Origin of the sequence: Kosakonia sp. SMBL-WEM22, assembly GCF_014490785.1 — a bacterium.
In the GTDB taxonomy this organism is placed as follows: domain Bacteria; phylum Pseudomonadota; class Gammaproteobacteria; order Enterobacterales; family Enterobacteriaceae; genus Kosakonia.
Map to the genome: position 1 here is coordinate 3,535,586 of NZ_CP051488.1, position 18,658 is coordinate 3,554,243.

Consider the following 18,658-nt stretch of genomic DNA (forward strand, 5'->3'; position numbering starts at 1 on the left):
CATGCTTCAATCGTGGTTTTTGTAAAAAGCGGAGAAAAGCGGCGTGGCTCGTCCGAAGAGTGAAGATAAGAAACTGGCATTACTGAAAGCTGCTACGAAGGCGATTGCCCAGTCGGGGATTGCCGCCTCAACCGCGCTGATCGCCCGTAACGCAGGTGTTGCGGAAGGCACGCTGTTTCGCTACTTCGCCACTAAAGACGACCTGTTAAACGCGCTCTATCTGCATCTCAAAAGCGATCTTTGCGGCACCATGCTCGCTAATCTCGACCGCTCCAGCAGCGATTCGAAGGTGCATACCCACTCCATCTGGGACAGCTATATCGACTGGGGGATTCGTCACCCCAACGGCCACCATGCGGTGCGCCAGATCGCCATTAGCGAAAAGCTGACCGCCGAAACTAAGCAGCAGGTGGCTGATATCTTCCCGGAACTGCATGAACTTTGCCACCGCTCGGTGCGCCCGGTTTTCCTCTCCGATGATTATGCGGCGTTTGGCGATGCGATCTTCCTTGCGATGGCGGAAACCACCATTAACTTCGCAGGCCGCGATCCTTCGCGGACCAAAGAGCTTAAGTGTCTCGGCTTTGAGGCGATGTGGCGCGCGCTCGCGAATGAGGAAAACGATGGAGAGTAAAACCTTGCAGGAGAGCGCCCATCGCTACGCGCTGTCGCTCCCCTTTACCGAACACTGCTGGCCGTTTGGCCCGGAGCATAAGGTCTTCAAAGTGTGCGGCAAGATCTTTATGATGACCACCACCGCCCACGGCAGGCCGATGGTGACGATGAAATCGGAGCCGCAAACCGCCCTGCTCAATCAGCAGATCTACCCGAGCATTGAGCCGGGGTATCACATGAATAAGAAGCACTGGATCTCCGTCTACGCCGGCGACGAGATTGATCTCTCGCTGCTCGAGGCACTGATCCAGCACGCCTGGGATCGCGTGGTCGACACCCTGCCGCGCAAAGATCAGAAGCGCCTGCGTCCTTAAGCGTTCTGCGCCAGCCACTGCAGCGCCTGCTCGCCCTGCTCATCCACCGGCATATAGACCAGTAACCGCGAGCCGTTGCGCGGCGCGGAGTACCAGTACATCTGTTGCAGGGTAATCGTGCCGAGCTGCGGGTGGGCAAAGACCTTGACCTTATTTTCCACGCCGCTTACTTCATACTGCTTACGCCACAGGGTTTCAAACTCCGCCGACGCGGCGCAAAAGCGTGCCAGCTTCGCTTCCCATATCGCATCCCCGCGGTGCGCCGCCATGGCCGCGCGGAAATAGGCGACAAAGGTCGAGAGCACCTGCTCATCCAGCCCTAAGCGGCTACGCCACTGTGGATGGGTTAAGTAGAGATAGATGCAGTTGCGATCCTCTTCCGGGATTTCATCAAATTTGACGCCCATCAGGCGCTCAAAACCGGCGTTCCACGCGACAATATCAAAATTGGGTTTCTGGATGCTCGCCGGATTCGGCAGCAGGCTATCCAGCAGGCGTCGCGTGCTGTCACTTATCCCTTCGCACTGCGGCAAATTGAGCGCTTCGGTGGGTGCTAACCCAGCCAGCAGAAAGAGATGCCGCGTCTCGGTTGGCGTGCACTGCAATGCGGAGGCAATCGCCTGTAAGACATTGGCAGAGGGGTTAACTTCGCGGCCCTGCTCCAGCCAGGTGTACCAGGTGACGCCAACATCGGCTAGCAGCGCCACCTCTTCGCGCCGCAGACCCGGCGTGCGCCGTCGGCTGCTGCGCGGCAACCCGAGCCGCTGTGGGTCGAGGCTTTCGCGCCGCGCGCGCAGAAACGCGCCCAGCTGTTTGCGGCTCTCTTCAAGCAGCGTCAGTTGCGGCTGTTTGTCCGCCATCAATGCCATAACCCCTCCAGCATAGTAGTGCCAGTACCCGTATAGACAAGAACTGGTACCCGTTTTCTCATTCGGCGATGCTACGTCCATCCGATGAATGACGCAATGGAGTCACCATGAATACGTCTGCTGTTTCTCCGGGCCGGGCGGGCCTGTTTTTGCTGTTAACCGGGCAGATGCTGCCGCTAATCGACACCTCAATCACCAACGTCGCGCTCGATTCCATCACTCTGTCGTTACACACTTCAGCCACACAGCTGGCGCTGATTGTCGCGCTCTACGGCGTGGCCTTTGCCGTCTGCCTGGCGATGGGTAGCAAACTGGGGGACAACCTCGGACGCCGCCGCCTCTTTTTATGGGGCGTTGCGCTATTCGGCATCGCCTCGCTGCTGTGCGGGCTGGCGAACTCGGTCTCTGCCCTACTGGCGGCACGCACGCTACAAGGGTTGGGCGCGGCGCTGATTGTGCCGCAGATCCTCGCCACGCTGCATGTTACGCTGAAAGGCACGGCGCACGCCCGCGCAATTAGCCTCTACGGTGGGGTTGGCGGCGTGGCGTTTATCATCGGGCAGATGGGCGGCGGCTGGCTGGTATCGGCAGATATTGCCGGGCTTGGCTGGCGCAACGCCTTCTTTATCAATGTGCCCATCTGCCTGCTGGTGCTGCTCCTGAGCCGCCGCTACGTGCCGGAAACCCGCAGCGAACAACGCACGCGCATTGACTGGCAGGGTACAACGGCGCTGGCGCTGATCCTCTGCTGCCTGCTTTTCCCGCTGGCATTAGGCCCGGAGATGCACTGGCCGTGGCAGAGCAAAGCAGCGTTGCTGGCGATCTTACCGCTGGCGGTATGGATGCGCAGCAGCGCGGTGCAGCAGGAGAGGCGCGGTATTACGCCGCTGGTGCCGCCGCGCCTGCTGAAGCTGCCGAGCATCCGCTTTGGCTTGCTGATTGCGCTGCTCTTTTTCAGCGCCTGGGCCGGGTTTATGTTCTGCATGGCGCTCACCTTGCAAGCCGGAATGGGCATGACACCTTACCAGTCTGGAAACAGTTTTATCGCCCTCGGCGTCGCCTATTTTGTCTCCGCCTGGTATGCGCCGAAACTGATTAGCCGCTACAGCATGCGCGCCATTTTGTTGACCGGGCTTGCGATTCAGATCGCTGGCTTGCTGGCACTGATGGTTACCCTGCACCTCTCCGGGCGCGTGGTTGGTGTGCTGGCGCTCGCTCCGGCAACCCTGCTGATTGGTTACGGCCAGGCGCTGATCGTCAACAGTTTCTACCGCATCGGTATGCGGGATATCAGCGCGCAGGACGCGGGTGCCGGTAGCGCACTGCTCAGCACCCTGCAGCAGTCGGCGCTCGGTCTGGGACCTGCGCTGCTCGGCGGCATCTTTCTCCACCTTGTTGGCCAGTCGCACGGTGACTACAGCGCGGCGCTGAGCGGTTTTCTGGCAACAGAGGTGGTGATGATGCTGGCGCTCGCCGCAGCGGCCCTCTTCGCCCGTCGGCAATTAGCCCCCCGCTGTACGACCACTGCCTGAGGCAAATAAAAACGCCAGCATGGAAGCTGGCGTTTTCTCTCTTTAGCGATGGCGCTTATGCGCGTTTCGGTGCCCGCCGCAGCAGTTTGAAAGCGGCAAACAGAAACACAATCCACACCGGCAGCAAAATAGCCGACAGGCGCATATCGTCGATGGAGAACATCAGGCCGAGAATAAACAGCATAAAGCCGATGCAGAGATAGTTGCCCGCCGGGAAGAGCAGCGCTTTGAACTGCGGATCGCGCCCTTTGCGGCGCATCGCGGCGCGGAACTTCAGGTGCGCCAGCGAGATCATGATCCAGTTCAGCAGCAGAGTGGCGACCACTAACGCCATCAGCATGGCAAAAGCTTTCTGCGGCAGCAGGTAGTTCACCAGCACCACCAGCGAGGTGATCGCGCCGGAGAGGATGAGTGAATTAACCGGTACGCCGCGACGGCTGACGCGCGTCAGAAACGCGGGCGCATTGCCCTGCACCGACAGGCCGAAGAGCATACGACTGTTGGAGTAAACGCCGCTGTTATAGACCGAGAGTGAAGCTACCAGGATAACGAAGTTGAGCGCAGAAGCAACCAGATTGCTGTCGAGTTCATGGAAGATCATCACAAACGGGCTGCTGTTAGCCTGCACATCAATCCACGGATAGAGCGCCAGCAATACCACCAGCGAACCGATGTAGAAGAGCAGAATGCGGTAAACCACCTGGTTAACCGCCTTTGGAATGGTGGTGTGCGGCTCGCTCGCTTCGGCGGCGGTAATACCAATCAGCTCCAGCCCACCGAACGAGAACATAATCACCGCCAGCGACAGCACCAGCCCATGCCAGCCGGTGGCGAAAAAGCCGTTGTACTGCCAGAGGTTATTGATGCTGGCGCGCTCGCCGCCGTGGCCGGTGAACAGCATCCAGATGCCAAAACCAATCATGCCGATAATCGCCAGTACTTTGATCAGCGCAAACCAGAACTCGGTTTCGCCATACAGGCGCACATTGACGAGGTTTACAGCGTTGATGATCACAAAGAAGGTGGCGGCCCAGACCCAGGTCGGGATGTCGGGGAACCAGTACTGCATATAGATCCCGGCGGCGGTCAGTTCCGCCATGCCAACCAGCACAAACATCGCCCAGTAGTTCCAGCCGGAGAGGAAGCCCGCAAACGGCCCCCAATATTTAAAGGCGAAGTGGGAAAACGACCCGGAAACCGGCTCTTCAACCACCATTTCACCGAGCTGGCGCATAATCAAAAAAGCGATAATGCCGGCAATGGCGTAGCCGAGTAACACCGCAGGCCCGGCCATTTGAATCGCCGGACCAATACCGAGAAACAGCCCGGTGCCAATCGCGCCGCCAAGAGCAATAAGCTGAATATGGCGGTTCTTTAATCCCCGCTGTAGCGTCGGCGCTGCCTCCGACGCGGTCCCGGTCATGTTCCCCACGACCTGTGACGCGTTTTTCACGTCCTTCCCCTTTGTGGTTTCATTTAAAGGGGCACCTTTTAACATCTCCGCCAGGGGCTGGCAAGAAATGGTACCGGCAGCGGGGAGCCTGGACTAACAGACTCCCCGCGCCAGTCAGGCTTGTAGACGGAACTGCTGCACGCTCTGCGCCAGCTGCTCTGCCTGATCTTCCAGCGAGGTGGCGGCGGCGGCCATCTCCTGCACCAGCGAGGCGTTCTGCTGGGTTACACCATCCATTTCATTGACCGCGATTGTCACCTGACTAATGCCTTTGGCTTGCTCATCGGAGGCGCTGACAATCTCATTAATGATGGACTGCACCGAGTTCACTGCCAGGGTCATCTCCTGCATGGTTTTACCGGCGTCGTTCACCAGCTGCACCCCACTTTCAACGCGTTTGCCGGACTCTTCAATCAGCGCGCCAATCTCTTTTACGGCATCGGCGCTGCGGCTTGCCAGATTACGCACTTCCGAGGCGACCACGGCAAAGCCACGCCCCTGCTCGCCGGCGCGTGCCGCTTCCACCGCGGCGTTCAGCGCCAGAATATTGGTCTGGAATGCGATGCTATTGATGATGGCGGTGATATCGCCAATCTTCTTCGCACTATCGTCAATCTGCGACATCGTTTGTACCACCTGGCCGACAAGCGCTTCGCCGCGGCTGGCAATCTGTGTAGCATTAGCGGTCAACGCAGTGGCATGATGCGCATTATCGGCGTTGTGTTTAACCGTGGCGCTGAACTGCTCCATGCTGGCGGCGGTCTGCTCCAGCGCGGCGGCCTGCTGCTCGGTACGGGACGAAAGGTTGATGTTGCCGCTAACAATCTCGCCCGCGCCCTGGCGCACGGAGCTGCTCGCCTCCTGAATCTGCCCCACCATCTGGCGCAGTTGATCCTGCATGGTGTGCAGCGCATAGAAGAGGCTGCTGCGATCGCCCTCTTTCACCACAATAACGTTATCAAGTTTGCCTTCGGCGACCGCCAGCGCAATGCTGGCCCCTTCCAGCGGCTCGCCGCCAATCGGTTTCAACACTTTACGGCTAAAGACAAGCCCCAGCAGCGCGCTGACCAGCAGGATGCTGATGACGCCAAGGATCACGGCGTTAAGCAGTTGGCGGTTAGCGGCAGCCATCACCTGACTGACCGGCGCGACGATGCCGAGATACCAGTTATCGGTGCTATTACCGATAGTGACGGGCTGCCAGGTCACCAGCGCTTTCTCACCGAGGATCGGATCCTCCTGCTCCACCACACTCGAGGTAAAACCTTCGGTATTGCCAGGAAAGGGTTTGCTGGTCAGTTTCTTATCTGGGTAGGAGATCACTTTCCCGGAGGTAGAGAGCAGCATTGCATAACCACCGCCTTCCCACGGTTTGATCTGGTTCACTTTCTGCTGCAAAGAAGCCAGCGAAATATCGGAGGTGACCACCGCAGTGAGTTTGCCATCGTTGACGATCGGCGCGGCAACCGAGGTTAACAGCGTCGGCACGCCGTTATAGGCATAGCTATAGGGTTCGATCAGCGTATCTTTTTGCGTGCGTTGCGGCACCAGGTAGTAGTCACCCTGCCCCGGCGTAAAGATCGAGAGCAGCGGATGCATGGCGTATTTACCCGCAGGATCGCGATCGGCGAACACCGCATAGCGCCCTTTGGGAGCCTGATCCGGTTTACCAGCAAACTCCGCGTCACGCCCATCGAAGGCGTTCTCTTCAAAAATCACCGACACGGAGAGGTAGTCCGGGTTATCGCGCACCGCGTACTCGATTAACTTATTTCCCACGTTACGATCGGTAATCCCGGCCTGCGGCAGCGCAGCCAGGCTATGGCCGAGGTTATGCGCCACATCGCGCGCATAGTTCAGCTGTTGCTGAATGGTGAGCGCCTCACTGCGGGCGATTTTTTGCAGATATTGTTCGGCGAGGGCTTTTTGCTGATTGCTGGACTGCCAGCTCAGTACCCCGATGGTGACCACAAAACCGAGGGTGATGGTGATGGCGCCCGTCAGCAGCATCTGCGCGCGGGTGCTCATTTTTTTATTCACGAATTGTCTGGCCATTACGGCTCTCCTGGAGTCAGCCTTCTGTCATCAATGTTCCTTGCAGCATGCACTCCCTGTACCCATGCTATCGGCGTTTATTTTTTGATCTTTAATCGTTGAATATGGACATACAGGAGAGGGAAACACGCCCTTTCACCCACCATGACAGCAGGCTAACTTGGCGCTTAATGTAGCGATGGTTAACTTATCGGGCACTGTCACTTAAAGCAGAGTTTTCTACTGCGTGAAAGGCCGATAACTTTATTTACATAATGTGATAACGAAAACTGCCCCGGTGGAGAAACCGGGGCGAGAGGGATCAGCCGCGATCGTCTTTCGGGCCGAGGAAGTAGAAGCCAAACGGCAGCGAGCCGATGATGGTAAACATCAGGCTGTAAATCGCCACCCATGCGCCCTGCATGATAAACATTGAGGTGGTCCAGGAGGACATCGGCAGGTTGTATTGATCCTCAACGCCTTCGAAGGTCACTTTTGACACCACGCTTACGGCAATCAGGAAGACGACCAGCACCGCGCAGAGAAATTTTTTTCCGTCGCGGGTTCGTAATTTTTCCAGCATCTCACTCTCCTTTCATGTGGATTTTCTGTGCCGCGAGTGTAACCGATCTGCTGTTTAAATGTTGTGATTGAGCAAATAAAAGGCAACATGCCGGATAAGCTGAACGCCATCCGCCCTGCTGCCACTTGCGATTAAAAATCGTAGCTCATTGACACTTTCAGCTCGCGACCGCCGCCCCGGTAGATATAGGTGCCGTTATCTTCCACGCTTGCCCAGTACTTCTTGTTGGTGACGTTATCCAGCCCGACGCGCCACACCATCTCGTTGCGATCGGCATTCAAGCGCATGCGGTAGCGCGCACCCAGATCGAGAGTGGTGTAACTATCCAGCTTCTTGCTGTTCGCCGCGTTGGCATACTGCGATCCGGTGTGGTTAACTCGCGCCGTGGCCGTTAGCCCCTCAACGGCGGCGATGTCATACTCCGCGCCGAGTACCGAGTAGAAGCCCGCCACGCCAACCGGTTTATTCCCCTGATTGACGCCATCCTGCGTTTTGGTCATCTCAGCATCAATCCAGGTCGCGCTACCATTCAGGCGCAGGCCGAGCGTCGGCTCGCCAAACAGGCTCAGCTCAATACCACGGTTGCGCTGCTCGCCGCTCAGTTCATAAATATTGGTGCTGCTGTTCTGGATAGCCGACGGCTTCTTAATTTCAAACAGCGACAGCGTACCGCCGATGCGGCCAAAGTCCGTTTTTATCCCCACCTCATTCTGTTTCGAGTGGGCGATGCCGGTGGTTTGATACTGGTTAGCCGCCCCTTCCGGCGCGGTACTGCCTGGTTGCAGTGCTTCGGTGTGGTTGGCGTAGAGCGAGACCACTTCCCACGGTTTGTAGACCACGCCGTAGGTCGGCATCCAGCGATCTTCTATAAAGCGCCCGGTTCGGGTCTCCGCGCCGGTGGCATTGCTGTAGCTGTGTACCCATACTTTCTGGTAACGCGCGCCTGCGGTGAAGAGCAGCGTATCGTCAAGCACGCCAAGGGTATCGCTCAGTAGCCAGCCCTGGGTGCGGTTGCGCCCGGTGGTTAACGGATCGCTGTAGTTGCCGCCGGTCAGAGTGTAATCCGGCATCGGCACTGCGCTGTTGTTGTAGATATTGACCAGCGGATTCTTTGACGACATGCGCCAGGCGACCTTGTCCTGCTTGATGCTGGCGGAGTAACCGATATTGACCTTGTGCGACACGGGGCCGGTGTCGAAGTTGCCGCGCAGACCCGCCATACCGCTCCAGCTATCGCTGATACGATTCGTATCAAGGCGACCAATCGTCGCATCGCCCGCGGCGTTGATCAGCTTCGGTGTGCCGTAGACACCCTTCTCATGAGAGTGCTGACCGCCAAAGGCGGCGTAGCCCGTCCAGCTATCGGTAAAATCATACTCCGCGCGCGCAAGGCCAAACTCATTTTCAATATCGCTCCACGCCCATTTCTGGCTGGGATTTTTGCTGTTACCCGGCACGGCAGGCACGAAATCGATGTTGCTGATATTGACCCCCATCGAGCCGCCGTGGAAGGTCTTCTTCTGGTAGCCAACATCGAGGGAGCTGCGCAGGCGCTCACCGCGATAATCGAGGCCAATGGAGGCAGCGGTAGTGCGGCGTTTATCATCTTCAACCGTGGTTTCGCCTTCGCGATGCAGCAGGTTAACGCGCACCCCGACCTGGTTGTTATCGCCATAACGTCGTCCAACATCCAGCGAGCCGCCCACCTGCGAGCGCGATGCATAATCGACGCCGAGACGCGTCAGCGGCGTATCGTCAGCGTGCTTTGGCTCAAGGTTGATCATCCCGCCCACGCCGGAGGTGGCTGCGCCGTTCATTAACGCATTCGCCCCTTTGAAAACTTCCACCCGTTCAAGCATCTGCGTATCAACCACCTGGCGCGGCACTATACCTGCCAGGCCGCCCATTAACATGTCGTCGCCATCAAGTTTAAAACCGCGAATGCGGTAGGTTTCCGCCATATTGCCGTAGCCCTGACTGACCTGCACGCCGGCATCATTGCGCACCACATCGGCGATGGTTTTCGCCTGCTGATCCTGCACCAGCTTTGAGGTGAAGCCGATCACGTTAAACGGCACATCCATCGCCTTCTGTTCGCCGAGCATACCAAGCCGCCCGCCGTAGGCGACCTGACCATCAAGATAGGCCGGCACCAGCGCGTCGCCGCCGGGTTTGAAATCGCTACCGCTGGAGGACTGGACAATCAGCGTCTCCTCCTTCGTGTCGCTGGCGGGTGTTGCTGCCTGTGCGGCGTGCGTCGCCGCGCCAATCGCGAGCGCAAGCAAACTCTTGCGCAGAGGTGACCAGGTCTGTGTGCTGTTATTCATCATCGACTCATATCGAAGTGGAGAAAAAGGGCCGTTGCCGGGCCGGACTGATAGGGAGCTCAGCCTGCTGGCTGGTCGCCATTGCCTCTCCCCGCCTGCCTTTTCGCGTTTATTACCTGTATGCCCGGGCGGGTAATATCCAGACGTTGATGGTGCACTGCGCCTCGGCGGTGCCACCAAACATCAAAGAGAATGAGAAATATACTCATTAACTTTAATGTGGCAAGCATAATTAACCTTCACCGCTCTGCGTCGTTCTTAGCGCTAAAAGAAAAGTACTATCACTTACAAAATACAGGGTTGACCATGAAGATGATAAAGATTATCTTTCGCATTACCGAATAGTTGAGTGAATGACTCAGGTATTCGGTACGACATTGCTCACATTGCTTCCAGTATTTTTGCCCGCCGTTTGTGCGGGCTTTTTTTGCTTTTTTAGCTCCCCTTCCCTCCCGCTGCGCCGGGCATAATTAGTGATTCCCTTCCATACTCAAACAAACATTTGCGTAAGGAATGGTTATGTCTTTGCCCGATTTTCATGTCTCTGAGCCCTTTACCCTCGGCGTTGAACTGGAGCTGCAGGTGGTTAACCCACCAGGCTATGACTTGAGCCAGGACTCAACCCGGCTTATCGACGCCCTTCAACACCGCATCAGCGCCGGTGAGGTTAAGCACGACATCACCGAAAGCATGCTGGAGATTGCCACCGGCGTCTGTCGCGATATCCGCCAGGTTGCGCATCAATTTTCAGCGATGCACCACGCCATATTGCAAGCCGCAGGCGAGCACCATGTGCAGATTTGCGGCGGTGGCACCCACCCGTTTCAGAAGTGGCAACGTCAACAAATCTGCGCGGATGAGCGTTATGCCCGCACGTTGGAGATGTTCGGCTATCTGATGCAGCAGGCAACGGTGTTTGGTCAGCATGTGCATGTCGGCTGTACCAATGGCGACGATGCCATCTATCTGCTGCACGGGCTGTCGCGGTTTGTTCCGCACTTTATCGCCCTGAGCGCCAGCTCGCCCTATATTCAGGGCACCGATACGCAGTTTGCCTCTTCGCGCCTCAATATTTTCTCCTCTTTCCCGGATAACGGCCCCATGCCGTGGGTGGCGAACTGGCAGGAGTTTGAAGGGCTGTTTCGCCGCTTAAGCTACACCTCGATGATTGAGAGCATTAAAGATCTGCACTGGGATATCCGCCCAAGTCCCGGTTTCGGTACCGTCGAAGTGCGGGTGATGGATACGCCGCTGACTATTTCCCACGCTGTCAGCCTGGCGGGCTTTATTCAGGCGCTGTCGCACTGGCTGCTGGCAGAGCGTCCGTTTAAATTCCAGGAGCGAGACTACCTGCTCTATAAATTCAACCGTTTTCAGGCCTGCCGCTTCGGCCTTAAAGGGGTGATAACCGATGTGCATACCGGCGAACAGCGCACCATTGCTGATGATGTGTCGCACCTGCTGGAGAAGATTGCGCCGTGGGCCGACAAGCTTAATGCCAGCAGTGCGCTGGATGAAATTGCGGTCTGCGTTAAACGCGGCAAAAGCGAGGCGCAGCTGATGCGGGAATTTATTGCCGATGGCGGATCATTAATTGGCCTGATGAAAAAGCATACCGAAATTTGGGCTGCGGGCTAATCCCTCTATTAATTAGGGTTATTTTTTGCCGCAGGATATATTTCATCTGCGGCAAATCCTCGGTTGGTGGGTTCACAGGGATATTTCTTAAATAACTAATACTTAAGGAGTAGAGGCATTTCGAAGGAATTGATAAATATCAACAACCCCTGCATTAAAAATAAAGCGTCCGCGTAATCACTCCGATAACAAATATATACACGCGAACAAGGGGCCTTTTTATGAAGTGGATTTACCGTATCTCAATGAAGTCAAAACTGTTATTAGCTTTGCTGCCTCTGTTGTTTGCGCTTATCTGGCTTGCTGCCAGCGGCATCATGTCGCGCGTCGAGACTGGCCAGCAGATGCACACCATTATTTCGTTAACGACGCTGGCAAAAGATGCCGGTAGCGTCATTCATGAGTTGCAAAAAGAGCGCGGCTTAAGCGCAGGCTATATCGGTAGTAAAGGCCAGCAATTCAATAATGAGTTATCTGCGCAATATCCCGTCTCGACAAGAGCGCTGACACAATTAACCGAACTGCTCAATCAATTTCCGGAACAGGAAGCGAATAGCGATATTCGCCATGCACTGACGCAATTTCGCCAGCATCAGCAGGGTATTAATCTCTTTCGCGACCAGGTACGTGCATTAAGCGTTAACGGCTCCGATTCACTGGTCTGGTACAGCACCATTATTAATGACTTGTTGAATGTGGTGGGTGGTATTAGCCAGTTAACGGATAACGGCGAGATTGTTAACCAGCTGGCGGCCTACTACAGCGTGCTGAATACCAAAGAGCAGAGCGGTATTGAGCGCGCGCTGCTGTCGAACGTCTTCTCAGCCGACAGTTTTACCGAGGCGCAATTCCGCCAGCTAAATGAAGTGGTGGGTAAACAGGCTTCATGGCTGGCGGCGACCCACGCGTTTAGCTCCGCAGAGGTGAATGCGAAAATGAGCGCGCAGCTGAACTCACCGCAGGCGCTTAAAGCACTCGCCTTACGTCAGACCGCTATCGATCATGCGGCCACCGGCGGCTTTGGCGTCGCGCCCGCCGACTGGTTTAACGCGCAGACCGCGCGCATCAACACGCTGAGAGCCGTTGAAGAGGCTGCCTCTACTCACTTACTGGTTACCGCGCAGACGCTGGCCGATGAGGCCTGGCGCGAAGTCACCCTTTTCGCAGTGATAAGCGCGATTGCGCTTATCATCGCCCTTTTCTTTGCCGTGCTGGTCGCCAGCAGCATTCACCGTCAGTTGCAGCATTCACTGGCTACTATCGAAGGGATGGATGGCGATCTCACTCAGCGGCTGGATGTGCCGGGCAGCGACGAGCTCTCTCTGCTTAACCGCGCCTACAACCAGGCGATTGAGAATATTCAGCATATCGTCAGTGAGATCAAACATGGTGCTGGCGTGCTGCGCGGTGCCAGCTCAGAGATCGCCAGCGGTAATCAGGATCTGGCATCCCGCACCGATCAACAAGCCGCCTCGCTGGTGGAAACCGCTGCCAGCATGGAGCAGATCGCCACGGCGGTAAACATGACGGCAGACAATGCCAATGAAGCAAAACGGCTGACGCAGGAGATGGAGAAACAGGTGCAGGAGGCGAGCCGCGTGGCGGGTGAAACCAGCAATAGCATGTCGGCTATTCGCCACTCCAGCGAACAGATCTCAAGCATTGTCAGTTCGATCGATGAGATCTCATTCCAGACCAACCTGCTGGCGTTGAATGCCGCAGTGGAAGCGGCGCGCGCCGGTGAGCTGGGCAAAGGCTTTGCGGTAGTGGCATCGGAGGTGCGTAACCTGTCGCAGCGCTGCGCCAATGAGGCGCAGCAGATCCGCGAGCTGGTGAGTAAAAATATGGATCAAATCCAGCAAGGCGTGGCGCTGGCACAGGCCTCCGATCGCGCGCTGCATGCGGCTCGCGAGAACACCGGCCAGATGCTGTCGTTTGTCAGCGATATCGCCCACGCGGCGAATGAGCAGTCGCTGGGGGTTTCGCAGGTGCATGATGCGCTCAACCAGTTGGAGCAGGTTACGCAGCAAAACGCCGGTCTGGTGGCGAGCGCTGCCAGCGCCAGCCAACTGCTGGACCAGCAGTCTGAAACCATGTCGGAGCTGGTCGACCGCTTCGTGGTCGCCTGAGTGAAGGTCGGGGAACGTTGCGCTCAGGCCGGCTTTCCCCGACAATGCGTTTTTTCATCAATGATTAACGCTTATGAAACATCCCCTCGAATCGCTGGTCACGCTTGCTGGCATCCTGCTGCTGGCTTTTATCTCTGTGCTGCTGCTTCCTGCGCCGCAACTGGGCATGCAGCTGGCGCAAACGCTGATGCAAACCTTCCATTTTCTGGATTTAAACCAGTTTTATACCCTGCTCTACTGCCTCTGGTTTTTACTGCTGGGCACCGTTGAATTCTATGTTTTACGCTTTATCTGGCGGCGCTGGCTGGCGGTTTAACGCTGCGCGAATATCTGGCTCATTCTAATTTTTTGAATGTTAACGGCAAATTGTTGGACTTTTCTTTATTACATCGCAGGCCTATGCTTTTCCGAGGCAGCATATTGATGCAATGAATGTTCAACCGGTTATAAATTTGCTTTCAGGCGCTTACTCCGCCATTGGCTGGCAACAGCACAGCGGAAGTGCAGATAACTTCAGGAGGAACCATGTCAGACAACTTTCTCGCTTTAGCTAAACAACGTAGAACCATCTATGCCCTCGGCAAAAACCTGCCTTTGGCGGAAGATGAGGTGATTGAACTTATCAAAGAGGCGATTCGCCAGGCACCGTCGGCATTCAACTCACAAAGTTCGCGTGCGCTGATCCTGCTGGGTAAAGAGCATGAGCAGTTCTGGGAGTTGACCCGTGCCCAGCTGAAGAAAATTGTGCCGGAAGAGAATTTCCACGCCACCTCGCAAAAATTAGACGGTTTCGCGGCAGCAGCAGGTTCGGTGCTGTTCTTTGAAGATCAGGAAGTGGTGACCCGACTGCAGGAGCAGTTTGCCGCGTATGCTGATAACTTCCCGGTATGGTCTGAACACAGCACTGGTATCGCCCAGTATGCAGTTTGGGTGGCGCTGGCAGAGAAAGGTATCGGCGCTAACCTGCAGCACTACAACCCGCTGGTAGATGAAGATGTACAGCGCACCTGGAATATCCCGGCGAGCTGGAAACTGCGCGGTCATATGAACTTTGGTTCGATTATGGCGCCCGCAGGCGATAAAGCCTTTATGGATGACGATAAACGCTTCGTGGTTGCGCGTTAATTTGCCTTCGAACATATAAAAAAGCCGCCTTCTCAGGCGGCTTTTTTTTCACTTACTGCTGGCTTTCACGCTCAGCGATAAAACCAAGCGCTTTATTGATGCGCTCAATGCTGCGGGTTTTGCCAATCGCGTGGACGGTGACATCCAGACCCGGTGACTGACCGGCACCGGTCACTGCCACGCGCAGCGGCATGCCGACTTTACCCATGCCCACTTCCAGCTCATCGGCAGTAGCCTGAATGGCATGATGCACGTTTTCAGCGCTCCAGTCGGTGATGGCGGCGAGTTTATCACGAACCACTTCCAGCGGCTGACGTGCGACCGGACGCAGATGTTTTTTCGCCGCATCAGCGTCAAATTCAGCAAACTCTTCATAGAAGTAACGGCAGCTTGCCGCCATCTCTTTCAGCGTTTTGCAACGCTCGCCCAGCAGGGTCACCAGTTCCGCCAGCTGCGGGCCGGTACGGGTATCGATATTTTCCTGCTCGATGTGCCACTGCAGATGGGTGGCCACATACTCCGGCGCCAGGGTGTTGATATAGTGATGGTTCAGCCACAGCAGCTTATCGGTATTAAACGCACTGGCGGATTTGCTCACCGCATCGAGTGAGAAGAGTTTAATCATCTCTTCGCGGCTGAAGATCTCCTGATCGCCGCTGGACCAGCCCAGACGCACCAGGTAGTTGAGCAGCGCTTCCGGCAGGTAACCATCATCGCGATACTGCATTACACTCACCGCGCCATGACGCTTGGAGAGCTTTTTACCGTCGTCGCCGTTGATCATGGAAACGTGCGCGTAAACCGGCACCGGCGCGTTCAGCGCTTTCAGGATGTTGATCTGGCGCGGGGTGTTGTTGATGTGGTCTTCACCACGAATCACATGCGTGATCGCCATATCCCAGTCATCGACGACCACACAGAAGTTGTAGGTCGGGGAGCCATCAGTACGGCGAATGATCAGATCGTCGAGTTCCATGTTGCTGAACTCGATCGGACCGCGGATCTGGTCGTCGAAAATCACCGACCCATCCTGCGGGTTGGCAAAACGCACCACGCACGGCTCATCATCAGCATGGTGAGAATGGTCATGGCGGCAGCGGCCGTCGTAACGGGGTTTCTCATTGTTTGCCATCTGCGTTTCGCGCAGCTGCTCAAGGCGCTCTTTCGAGCAGTAGCATTTATAGGCGGTGCCCGCTTCCAGCATTTCATCAATCACCGCGTTGTAGCGATCGAAGCGTTTGGTCTGGAAGTATGGACCTTCATCCCACTCGAGGCTCAGCCAGTTCATGCCATCCATAATGGCTTCGATTGCTTCCGGAGTGGAACGCTCAAGATCGGTGTCTTCGATGCGCAGCACAAACTCACCGCCTTGATTGCGGGCAAACAGCCAGGAGTAGAGAGCAGTGCGCGCGCCGCCAACGTGCAAATAGCCGGTGGGGCTTGGCGCGAAGCGAGTTTTGATTTTCATGAATTGGCCTTACGTTGATAGCGATGCCGACCGTCGGCAATACCTAATAGAAAAGTGGGCGATATTCTATCACTGTGGGCTGATTCCTCAATGTTGTTACCCAAATGGCGCAGCAAATGGGCTATTTTGTTTATAAATCATGCGCTCGCGATCGATTCGTCAGCGGTTTGTCTAATTTTACGACGAACGAACAATTTCTTTTGAAAATGCGTTGACTCATTTTCAACTCTCCCTATAATGCGACTCCACACAGCGGGGGTGATTAGCTCAGCTGGGAGAGCACCTCCCTTACAAGGAGGGGGTCGGCGGTTCGATCCCGTCATCACCCACCACATTTTATGTGGTTCCCGCAGTGTAGATAAGAATGAGAAGTGGGTGATTAGCTCAGCTGGGAGAGCACCTCCCTTACAAGGAGGGGGTCGGCGGTTCGATCCCGTCATCACCCACCACTTTCTCGCCAGCGAATTCTTATCATTGAAGTACCGAAGTGGGTGATTAGCTCAGCTGGGAGAGCACCTCCCTTACAAGGAGGGGGTCGGCGGTTCGATCCCGTCATCACCCACCACTTCGGGTCGTTAGCTCAGTTGGTAGAGCAGTTGACTTTTAATCAATTGGTCGCAGGTTCGAATCCTGCACGACCCACCAATGTAAAAAAGCGCCCTAAAGGCGCTTTTTTGCTATCTGCCGGTTTCAAAGATTCGAACCTGCGGCAGGTTCGGGTCGAACGCAGTGAGACAACGGAGCCGCTTGCGGCGACGGCCCGAAGGGCGAGCGAAGCGAGTCATCCTGCACGACCCATCAATGTAAAAAAGCGCCCTAAAGGCGCTTTTTTGCTTTCTGAGAATTGAAAGATTTGTGCCTTCATCTTGCCGGATGGCGGCTTCGCCTTATCCGGCCTACAACATCTCTCCGCGCCTGGTTTTCGTAGGCCTGCTAAGCGCAGTGCCAGCAGGCAGTTTGCCGGATGGCGGCTTCGCCTTATCCAGCCTACAATATCTCTCCGCGCCTGGTTTTCGTAGGCCTGCTAAGCGTAGCGCCAGCAGGCAGTATGCCGGGCAAGGGCTTGCGGCTGACACACCCTCACACGCTTATTATTTAAGTCCGCCACGATTGAGCCGATAACTCTCTTTTAAGGCAAAAAAGGAGTTTTCAATGACGACTATTTCGGCAGCAACCCCCTCTGTTCAGGGCGGTGGCACCAGCGGTACCTCTTCCGCCGGTAGCGACACCGCAGCACAAATCAGCCGCGTGACGCAGCAGATCGCCAAACTTACCCAGCAGTTGAAAGATATTCCTAACAGCGAAGGGACGGCTGAACAGAAAAAGAAACAGCAAGAGCAGATCCAGCAACAGATCCAGCTGCTGCAGGCACAACTACAACAGTTAATGCGCAAGCAGGCGGAAGAAGCGGAGCAAAAGCAGACGCAAAACCATCCGAACACCCCGACGCAGGGCAAAATTGAAGGCGTGAATAATCCTTCAGTCGATCATCAGGTCGATATCTACATCTGAGTAAAGAGCGGATCGTTCTCCCGGGCCCGGTTTAAACACCGGGCCTCTCCCCGTACCACATCCCATAGCGCCTGCGCCGCGCCGGAAAGCGATCGGTTTTTACGACGCACCAGCATAATTTTACGCTGCATGTCCGGCACCAACCGTTTCACCATTAGCTGGCTCCCCTGCGGAAGTGGCAGCGCCAGCGCGGGCAGAATACTGATGCCAATCCCCGCCTCCACCATCGGAAACAGCGTCGCCGGGTGACCAATCTCCTGCACGATTTTCGCCCGCACCGCAAAGTGGTGTAGCGCCGCATCAATCAGCGGACGGCTGCCGGAGGCGTAATCCTGCACCACCAGCCGGGCGCCATCTAGCGCCGACCACGGCACGGCGTCAAGCGGTGCCCAGGGGTGATCGTTGCGACACAGTAAGAAAAAGGGCTCAGCGAGGATCTCCTCGATCTCCAGATCGCTGGCCGGGCCGGGATCGATCACAATGCCAAAATCGACTTCGCCCTGGCGAATGCTCTCCAGTACCCACTGCTGCGGGCGGTCATGCAGCACAAAATCGATCTCCGGGTAGCGCTGATTACTGCTGGCGATACAGTGCGGGATAAGATGCGCAGAGATCGTCTGGCTGGCGGCGACGCGCACTGTTCCGGTTAACTGCTGCCCTACCCTGCCCGCTTCACGCAGCGTGCTGCTAAGCTCATCTAATAGACGTTCCAGTCTCCCGGCCAGCTGTTGACCCGCTTCGGTCAGCACCACTTCGCGAGTGGTGCGATCCAGCAGCTTGACGCCGGTCTGCCGCTCCAGCTCTTTTACGCTGTGGCTGACCGCCGACTGGCTGAGGCCGATCATCTCCCCGGCACGGCTAAAACTCCTCGCCTGGGCGACAGTGACAAAGACACGTAGTTGACGCAGCGAATAATTCATCTAATAAATTCATGAATGGATGCAATAAATCAATTTTATTTCTCAAAGCAGACAAAGCACAATAGCGCCATCGACTTTC

The 18,658-nt window shown here is 56.2% G+C and carries 15 protein-coding genes, 4 tRNA genes and 1 other RNA gene; 13 read left to right on the top strand and 7 right to left on the bottom strand.

The features are described 5' to 3' along the window. Positions 1-43 precede the first annotated feature (43 nt). Complete coding sequence (locus HF650_RS16960) at positions 44-634, top strand: TetR/AcrR family transcriptional regulator (protein WP_187799618.1); 591 nt, start codon at positions 44-46, stop codon at positions 632-634. Continuing rightward, positions 624-989, top strand: a complete 366-nt coding sequence (locus HF650_RS16965) for an MmcQ/YjbR family DNA-binding protein (protein ID WP_187799619.1) — start codon at positions 624-626, stop codon at positions 987-989. The genes HF650_RS16960 and HF650_RS16965 overlap by 11 nt, the downstream gene beginning before the upstream one ends. Here the strand turns inward: HF650_RS16965 and HF650_RS16970 are convergent. Further along, entirely contained in the window at positions 986-1,858 is an 873-nt protein-coding gene (locus tag HF650_RS16970) for a helix-turn-helix transcriptional regulator (protein WP_187799620.1), read from the bottom strand. The genes HF650_RS16965 and HF650_RS16970 overlap by 4 nt on opposite strands. Before the next feature lie 107 nt (positions 1,859-1,965). Between HF650_RS16970 and HF650_RS16975 the strand changes: the two genes are divergently transcribed. Continuing rightward, entirely contained in the window at positions 1,966-3,390 is a 1,425-nt protein-coding gene (locus HF650_RS16975; protein ID WP_187799621.1) for an MFS transporter, read from the top strand. 55 nt (positions 3,391-3,445) lie between these two features. On the opposite strand, the gene pheP is transcribed toward HF650_RS16975, so the two are convergent. The 4 genes from pheP to HF650_RS16995 all read right to left on the bottom strand — a co-directional run bounded on the left by pheP (position 3,446) and on the right by HF650_RS16995 (position 9,787). Beyond that, a complete protein-coding gene (gene pheP, locus HF650_RS16980) occupies positions 3,446-4,843 on the bottom strand; it encodes a phenylalanine transporter (RefSeq protein WP_187799622.1) in 1,398 nt (465 codons plus the stop codon). 114 nt (positions 4,844-4,957) lie between these two features. After that, positions 4,958-6,898: a methyl-accepting chemotaxis protein gene (locus HF650_RS16985; protein WP_187799623.1), complete on the bottom strand. Its 1,941-nt coding sequence runs from the start codon at positions 6,896-6,898 to the stop codon at positions 4,958-4,960. Between the two features lie 301 nt (positions 6,899-7,199). Then, complete coding sequence (locus HF650_RS16990) at positions 7,200-7,460, bottom strand: DUF2534 family protein (RefSeq protein ID WP_023479829.1); 261 nt, start codon at positions 7,458-7,460, stop codon at positions 7,200-7,202. A gap of 131 nt (positions 7,461-7,591) precedes the next feature. Continuing rightward, positions 7,592-9,787: a TonB-dependent siderophore receptor gene (locus HF650_RS16995; RefSeq protein WP_187802732.1), complete on the bottom strand. Its 2,196-nt coding sequence runs from the start codon at positions 9,785-9,787 to the stop codon at positions 7,592-7,594. A 519-nt stretch (positions 9,788-10,306) separates the two neighbouring features. On the opposite strand from HF650_RS16995, the gene HF650_RS17000 reads away from it, so the two are divergent. The 4 genes from HF650_RS17000 to HF650_RS17015 all read left to right on the top strand — a co-directional run bounded on the left by HF650_RS17000 (position 10,307) and on the right by HF650_RS17015 (position 14,679). Further along, entirely contained in the window at positions 10,307-11,425 is a 1,119-nt protein-coding gene (locus HF650_RS17000; RefSeq protein WP_187799624.1) for a YbdK family carboxylate-amine ligase, read from the top strand. A 221-nt stretch (positions 11,426-11,646) separates the two neighbouring features. After that, a complete protein-coding gene (locus tag HF650_RS17005; protein ID WP_187799625.1) occupies positions 11,647-13,554 on the top strand; it encodes a methyl-accepting chemotaxis protein in 1,908 nt (635 codons plus the stop codon). Between the two features lie 73 nt (positions 13,555-13,627). Beyond that, positions 13,628-13,870, top strand: a complete 243-nt coding sequence (locus HF650_RS17010; RefSeq protein WP_187799626.1) for a DUF1158 family protein — start codon at positions 13,628-13,630, stop codon at positions 13,868-13,870. 209 nt (positions 13,871-14,079) lie between these two features. Continuing rightward, positions 14,080-14,679 (top strand): nitroreductase family protein, encoded by a 600-nt coding sequence (locus HF650_RS17015; protein ID WP_187799627.1) that lies wholly within the window; start codon positions 14,080-14,082, stop codon positions 14,677-14,679. 52 nt (positions 14,680-14,731) lie between these two features. Here HF650_RS17015 and gltX read toward each other — a convergent pair whose 3' ends face one another. Continuing rightward, positions 14,732-16,147: a glutamate--tRNA ligase gene (gltX, locus tag HF650_RS17020; protein ID WP_187799628.1), complete on the bottom strand. Its 1,416-nt coding sequence runs from the start codon at positions 16,145-16,147 to the stop codon at positions 14,732-14,734. A 256-nt stretch (positions 16,148-16,403) separates the two neighbouring features. On the opposite strand from gltX, the gene HF650_RS17025 reads away from it, so the two are divergent. From HF650_RS17025 to HF650_RS17050, 6 genes are all read left to right on the top strand, one after another. Further along, a tRNA-Val gene (locus HF650_RS17025) sits at positions 16,404-16,479 on the top strand. A gap of 41 nt (positions 16,480-16,520) precedes the next feature. Further along, a tRNA-Val gene (locus HF650_RS17030) sits at positions 16,521-16,596 on the top strand. 40 nt (positions 16,597-16,636) lie between these two features. After that, positions 16,637-16,712 (top strand) — tRNA-Val (locus tag HF650_RS17035). Positions 16,713-16,716: 4 nt separating this feature from the next. Further along, positions 16,717-16,792 (top strand) — tRNA-Lys (locus HF650_RS17040). Positions 16,793-16,816: 24 nt separating this feature from the next. Then, a non-coding RNA gene (locus tag HF650_RS17045) (RtT sRNA) lies at positions 16,817-16,948 on the top strand. A 351-nt stretch (positions 16,949-17,299) separates the two neighbouring features. Further along, complete coding sequence (locus HF650_RS17050) at positions 17,300-17,659, top strand: FlxA-like family protein (RefSeq protein WP_187799629.1); 360 nt, start codon at positions 17,300-17,302, stop codon at positions 17,657-17,659. Here HF650_RS17050 and HF650_RS17055 read toward each other — a convergent pair. Then, positions 17,650-18,579 carry a LysR family transcriptional regulator gene (locus HF650_RS17055; protein ID WP_187799630.1) on the bottom strand — a complete coding sequence of 310 codons (930 nt, stop codon included), beginning with the start codon at positions 18,577-18,579 and terminating at the stop codon, positions 17,650-17,652. The two genes, HF650_RS17050 and HF650_RS17055, sit on opposite strands and share 10 nt — an antisense overlap. Positions 18,580-18,658 lie beyond the last annotated feature (79 nt).